3 protein-coding genes are annotated in these 4,754 nt (G+C 69.7%); 1 reads left to right on the forward strand and 2 read right to left on the reverse strand.

What is annotated here, in order from left to right:
- Window positions 1-81 precede the first annotated feature (81 nt).
- A complete protein-coding gene (locus tag ACFXA3_RS35775; RefSeq protein WP_385194120.1) occupies window positions 82-1,221 on the reverse strand; it encodes an amidase domain-containing protein in 1,140 nt (379 codons plus the stop codon).
- 208 nt (window positions 1,222-1,429) lie between these two features.
- Here ACFXA3_RS35775 and ACFXA3_RS35780 point away from each other — a divergent pair, with 208 nt between their 5' ends.
- A complete protein-coding gene (locus tag ACFXA3_RS35780) occupies window positions 1,430-3,628 on the forward strand; it encodes a transglycosylase domain-containing protein (RefSeq protein ID WP_385194123.1) in 2,199 nt (732 codons plus the stop codon).
- Window positions 3,629-3,677: 49 nt separating this feature from the next.
- Here the strand turns inward: ACFXA3_RS35780 and ACFXA3_RS35785 are convergent.
- On the reverse strand, window positions 3,678-4,754 hold a 1,077-nt coding region (locus ACFXA3_RS35785; protein ID WP_385194125.1), incomplete at its 5' end, for a hypothetical protein.

Genomic DNA, 4,754 nt, shown 5'->3' on the forward strand with positions numbered 1-4,754 from the left:
GGGGTCCCCGCTCCCCCCCCCCCGCGCGCCCCGGCGCGCCCGCGCCCCCCCCCCCCCCCCCCCCCCCCCGGGGGGGCACCGTCAGGTGCGGTACGCGTAGTACGTCGCGTTCGGGTAGGACGCGATGATGCTCGCGAGCGACTTCCGGTACGTGTTGGTGGAGTGGTAGGTGAGGTACGGCATTCCCGCACTGCTGCGGTACGTCACCATCATGGAGTGGTCCTTGGACCCGTCCTTGTTGAAGTCCACCTGCACGATGTCGCCGACGTCCGCCTGGTAGACGTTGGCGAGGTTGGCGGCCCGCTGGTTGGAGAGCGTGAACCACGCCCACTCGTTCGCGCCGACCCAGGAGTCGCTCTGCTTGGCTCCGTCGTACCACCAGTTGCGGTAGTCCGTCGTGGAGCCCGGAACGGCCTTCCAGCCGCCCGCCTTCAGCGCCTGGCTGATGAAGTTGGTGCAGTCGCCACCGGCTCCGCTGAACTTGCGGTACGCCGGGTTGTAGCTGCTCCAGTACTTCTCCGCGTACTTCGCCATGGCGGCGTAGTCGTACGCGCCGCCGGTCTTCGCCTTCGGCTTCGGCGTGGCGGGGTACTTCGTGGACGCGGGCGTGCCGTCCGGGTACTGGTTGCCGTCGTCCTTGACGACGTTCACCGGGGCGGCCACGGGCTCGTTGACCGCGACGGGACCCTTGTCCTGGGAGGTGATCGAGTTCAGCTCCCAGGCACCCCCCGGCTTGCTGGTGAGCATCAGCTGGTACTTCGTGCCGATGTCCGTGGTGTCCGGCTCGTCCCCCCGGAGCTTCTTGTACGTGAGCGTGGTCTGCTCGGTGACCTGGACGACCGCCTTGCCGCCGGTGACCGTGGCCTTGTCCACGACGACGCGGGTCTTGGCGTCCGTGTACGCCTCGCCCAGCTCCGCCAGCCGCGTCTTGCGGGACCGCAGCGACGCCAGCGCGGCGTCCTCGTCGCTCTTCAGCTTGGCCGACAAGCGCGCCTTCGTCGCGGTCTGACCGGAATTGCGGTGTCCCGCTCGATCCTCGACCAGTGCCTGCGTGCGCTGGGAGAGCACGTCGCTGGCTATGCGGGCGAAGTTGTCGGCGGTGGCGCGATCGGCCTCGCGGGGCCCGGGAACGGCGGTCGCGGAGTACGCGAGCATGCTTCCGGACGCCACGACCACGGTCAGGGCCGCAATGGCGGCGGGCCTGAACCTCTTAGGTATCACTCTGTTTACCCCTTGTCACCCGGTCCACTCGAACCGGGGGACGGAATCTTCGCACAACTACGCGACAGCTTGGCAGCGTTCCGCTTCGACCCCCGCCACCCCGCCGGAGTCGCCCCGTGGACCCGGCCGCCCGCCTCCGCTTGATCACCGGAGCCCGCCGCCGCCCCCGCGGCAGAATACCGCCGCCCTCACACGGCTCTCACAGCAAATGCATCTAGGGTGTGCGGGAAGCACAGCAAGGGGGCATTCCGGAGTGGGACGGCAGGATACGGCCGCTGGACGGCGATCGCGGGGCCGGCTGGCCGCCGCGCTGGGGGGTGGCAAGGCCCCGTCGGGCCGCCGGGCGAAGCCCGGTTCGCGCCGCGGACCCCGCATATCGGCCGGGCGACTCGGCGCACTCGCGCCCGCCCTCGAACCGGCCCTGCGCAAGGGCCTCGCGGGGGCGCGCAGGCTGCTGCGCCGCATGCGCCCCGAGTTCCCCAGACCCGGCCGCAGCGGCTGGCGCCGGTGGATCCCCTCGTGGCGCCAGTGGCTGGGCGCCTTCCTGTACGCGTTCCTGGGCGTGCTGGGCTTCGTCGGCATCGCGTACGCGGTAACGGACATACCCGACGACCTCAACTCATTTGCCAAGCAACAGGACAACATCTACTACTGGGCCGACGGCTCCACGATGGCCCGGACGGGCTGGGTCAGCCGCCAGGAGATGCCGCTGGACAAGGTGCCCCCCAAGGTCCAGGGAGCCGTCCTCGCGGCCGAGAACGCGAGTTTCTACTCGGATCCCGGGGTTTCGCCCTCCGGCGTCCTGCGGGCCGTGCGCGCCGCGGTGACGGGCGGTGAGACCCAGGGCGGGTCCACCATCACGCAGCAGTACGTGAAGAACGCCTATCTGAACCAGGACCGCACCCTGTCCCGGAAGTTCACCGAGCTCCTGCTGGCCGTCAAGCTGGACAACCGCAAGAGCAAGCAGCAGATCCTCCAGGACTACCTGAACACCAGCTGGTTCGGTCGCGGCACGTACGGCATCCAGCGCGCGTCCCAGGCGTACTACGGCAAGGACGTCTCGCAGCTCAACGCCAGCGAGGGCGCCTTCCTCGCCTCCCTCCTCAAGGGGGCCGGGCTCTACGACCCCACCCTCGGCAAGGAGAACCACGAGCGGTCCGTCGAGCGCTGGAACTGGATCCTGGACCGCATGGTCGAGACCGGCCAGCTCTCGCGCGCCGAGCGCGCCACCTACACGACGTTCCCCGAGCCCTCCAGCGCGTCCCTGGTCGGCATCCCGGGCGCGCAGACCGGCTACCTGGTCGAGATGGCCAAGGCGTACGCGATCAAGGCGGGCCACCTCAAGGAGTCCGATTTCGACCTCGGCGGCTACCAGATCTACACCACCTTCGACCGGGCCCGCATGACCGCACTGACGGCCGCGGTGCAGGGGGCGCAGAAGGACTTCGACGCCGAGAAGCGCCCGGACACCGACAAGTACGCGAAGATCGGGGCGGCGAGCGTCGCCCCCGACGGACGGCTGCTCGCCGTGTACGGGGGCCCCGACTACCTGAAGCAGGGCTTCAACGAGGCGAACGCGACCACGATCCCGGTCGGCACGGCGTTCACGCCGGTCGTCTACGCCGCCGCGCTCGACGACGGGGTGATGCGCACGCGCGGCAAGGCCCGTACGCCCGTCTCCCCCTCCTCCCCCTACGACGGCAACGACCAGGTGACCGTGCAGACGCCCGAGGGCCCGTACTGGGACCGCAGCGGCAAGGTGGTGAAGGGGCGCAACGACGGCGGCCGCAACTGGGGGCAGGTGACCTTGCGGCAGGCCGTGGCGAACTCCGTCAACACCCCGATGCTCCAGCTCGGCCTCGACGTCGGCCTCGACCGGGTGGAGTCGTTCGCCCAGCGCACGGGGCTGCTCGAATCGAGCCTCGGGCCGCGGGTTCCCGGATTCGCGCTCGGCGAGAACTCCACGCCCAGCGCGATCCGGATGGCCGGCGCCTACCAGACCTTCGCCGCCGACGGCATGCACACCGACCCCTACTCGGTGCGCTCGGTCACCCGCAACGGCGGCACGGTGCCGCTCGACGGACCGAAGCCGACGCGGGCCGTGACGGCCAAGACCGCACGCTCGGTGACGGACGCGCTCAGGGACACCATGACCGAGGGGTCGGCGAAGGCGGTGGGCAAGGCACACCCCGGCGCGACGGGCAAAACGGGAAATACCGCAGCGAATACGGCGGGCTGGTTCATCGGCAGCACCAAGGAGGAGTCCACCGCGGTGGTGGTCTACCGGATGTCGCTGACCGACCTGGTGCCGCTGCCGCTGACGGGGCTGGGGGGCGACGCCCCGGGCACGCCGGGCAGCGACCGGGCCGTACGCCTGTGGTCCGACTACCTCAAGGCCGTGAAGTAGGCCGGACGGCCGGACCGGCCGGGGATTTCCCCCCGGCCGGCCGGGCCGGCTACTTGATCAGATCGGTCCAGTCCGGCGCCTGCGCCGGGTCGAGCGTGCGCAGCTGGGCCAGCACCTTCGGGTCCTGGACGTCGAGCCAGTCCGACAGCTCCTTGAACGACACGCAGCGGACTTCCTGGCGCGTGCAGACGTCCTTCATGACGTCCTCGACGGCCTTCATGTAGATGCCGCCGTTCCAGTCCTCGAAGTGGTTGCCGATGAACATGGGCGCCCGGCTGCCGTTGTAGACGCGGTTGAAGCCGTTCATGTACGAGGCCCGGACCTGCGCCTGCCACGCGGCGAACTTCGCCGGGTCGCCCTGGGTGCTGTCGCCGGACTGGTTGAAGAGGAAGTTGAAGTCCATGGAGAGGACCTGCACCTCCTTGCCCTGGAGCGGCACGAGCTGGAGGGGGAAGTTCCAGATGCCGTTCAGCTTGGACGGCCACAGCTGGAAGTCGCCCGAGGAGCTCGCGTCGTAGCGCCAGCCGTAGGGCTTGATCGCGGTCAGGAGGTTCTTCTGGCCCTCCAGGCAGGGCGCGCGCCCGCCGACCACTTCCCGGTCCGGGTCGAAGGGCAGGGGCGCTTCCTTGGTGAAGCCGGTGTTGGTCTTCCAGTTCTTGACGAACGCGTACGTCTGGTCGATCTCGCTCTTCCATTCGTCGGGGCTCCAGTCCCCTCCGCCCTTGGGCCCGCAGAAGTGCCCGTTGAAGTGCGAACCGATCTCGTCGCCGTCGGCCCAGGCGCCGCGCAGCTGCTCCAGGGTGGACTTCACGTGCGGGACGGTCGGGTACGAGATGGCGGCCGAGCCCTGGGGGTGCTGCGGCGGCCGGTAGAGCATCTTCTTGCCGTCCGGCAGCAGGTAGATGCCGGTGAGGAAGAAGGTCATGTGGGCGTTGTTCTCCTTGGCCACCTCACGGAAGTGCGAGAAGAGGTGGTCGTCGCCCTCCAGGGCGCCGTCCCAGGAGAACACCACGAACTGCGGCGGCTTCTCGCCGGGCTTGAGCTTCTCCGGCTTGAGCTGACCGGGCTGCGGCCCGGTGTACGAGGTGGAGCCGTCCCCGCGGACCGTGACCGGGCCGGCCCAGGC

Source organism: Streptomyces sp. NPDC059456, assembly GCF_042750055.1.
Taxonomy (GTDB): Bacteria; Actinomycetota; Actinomycetes; order Streptomycetales; family Streptomycetaceae; genus Streptomyces.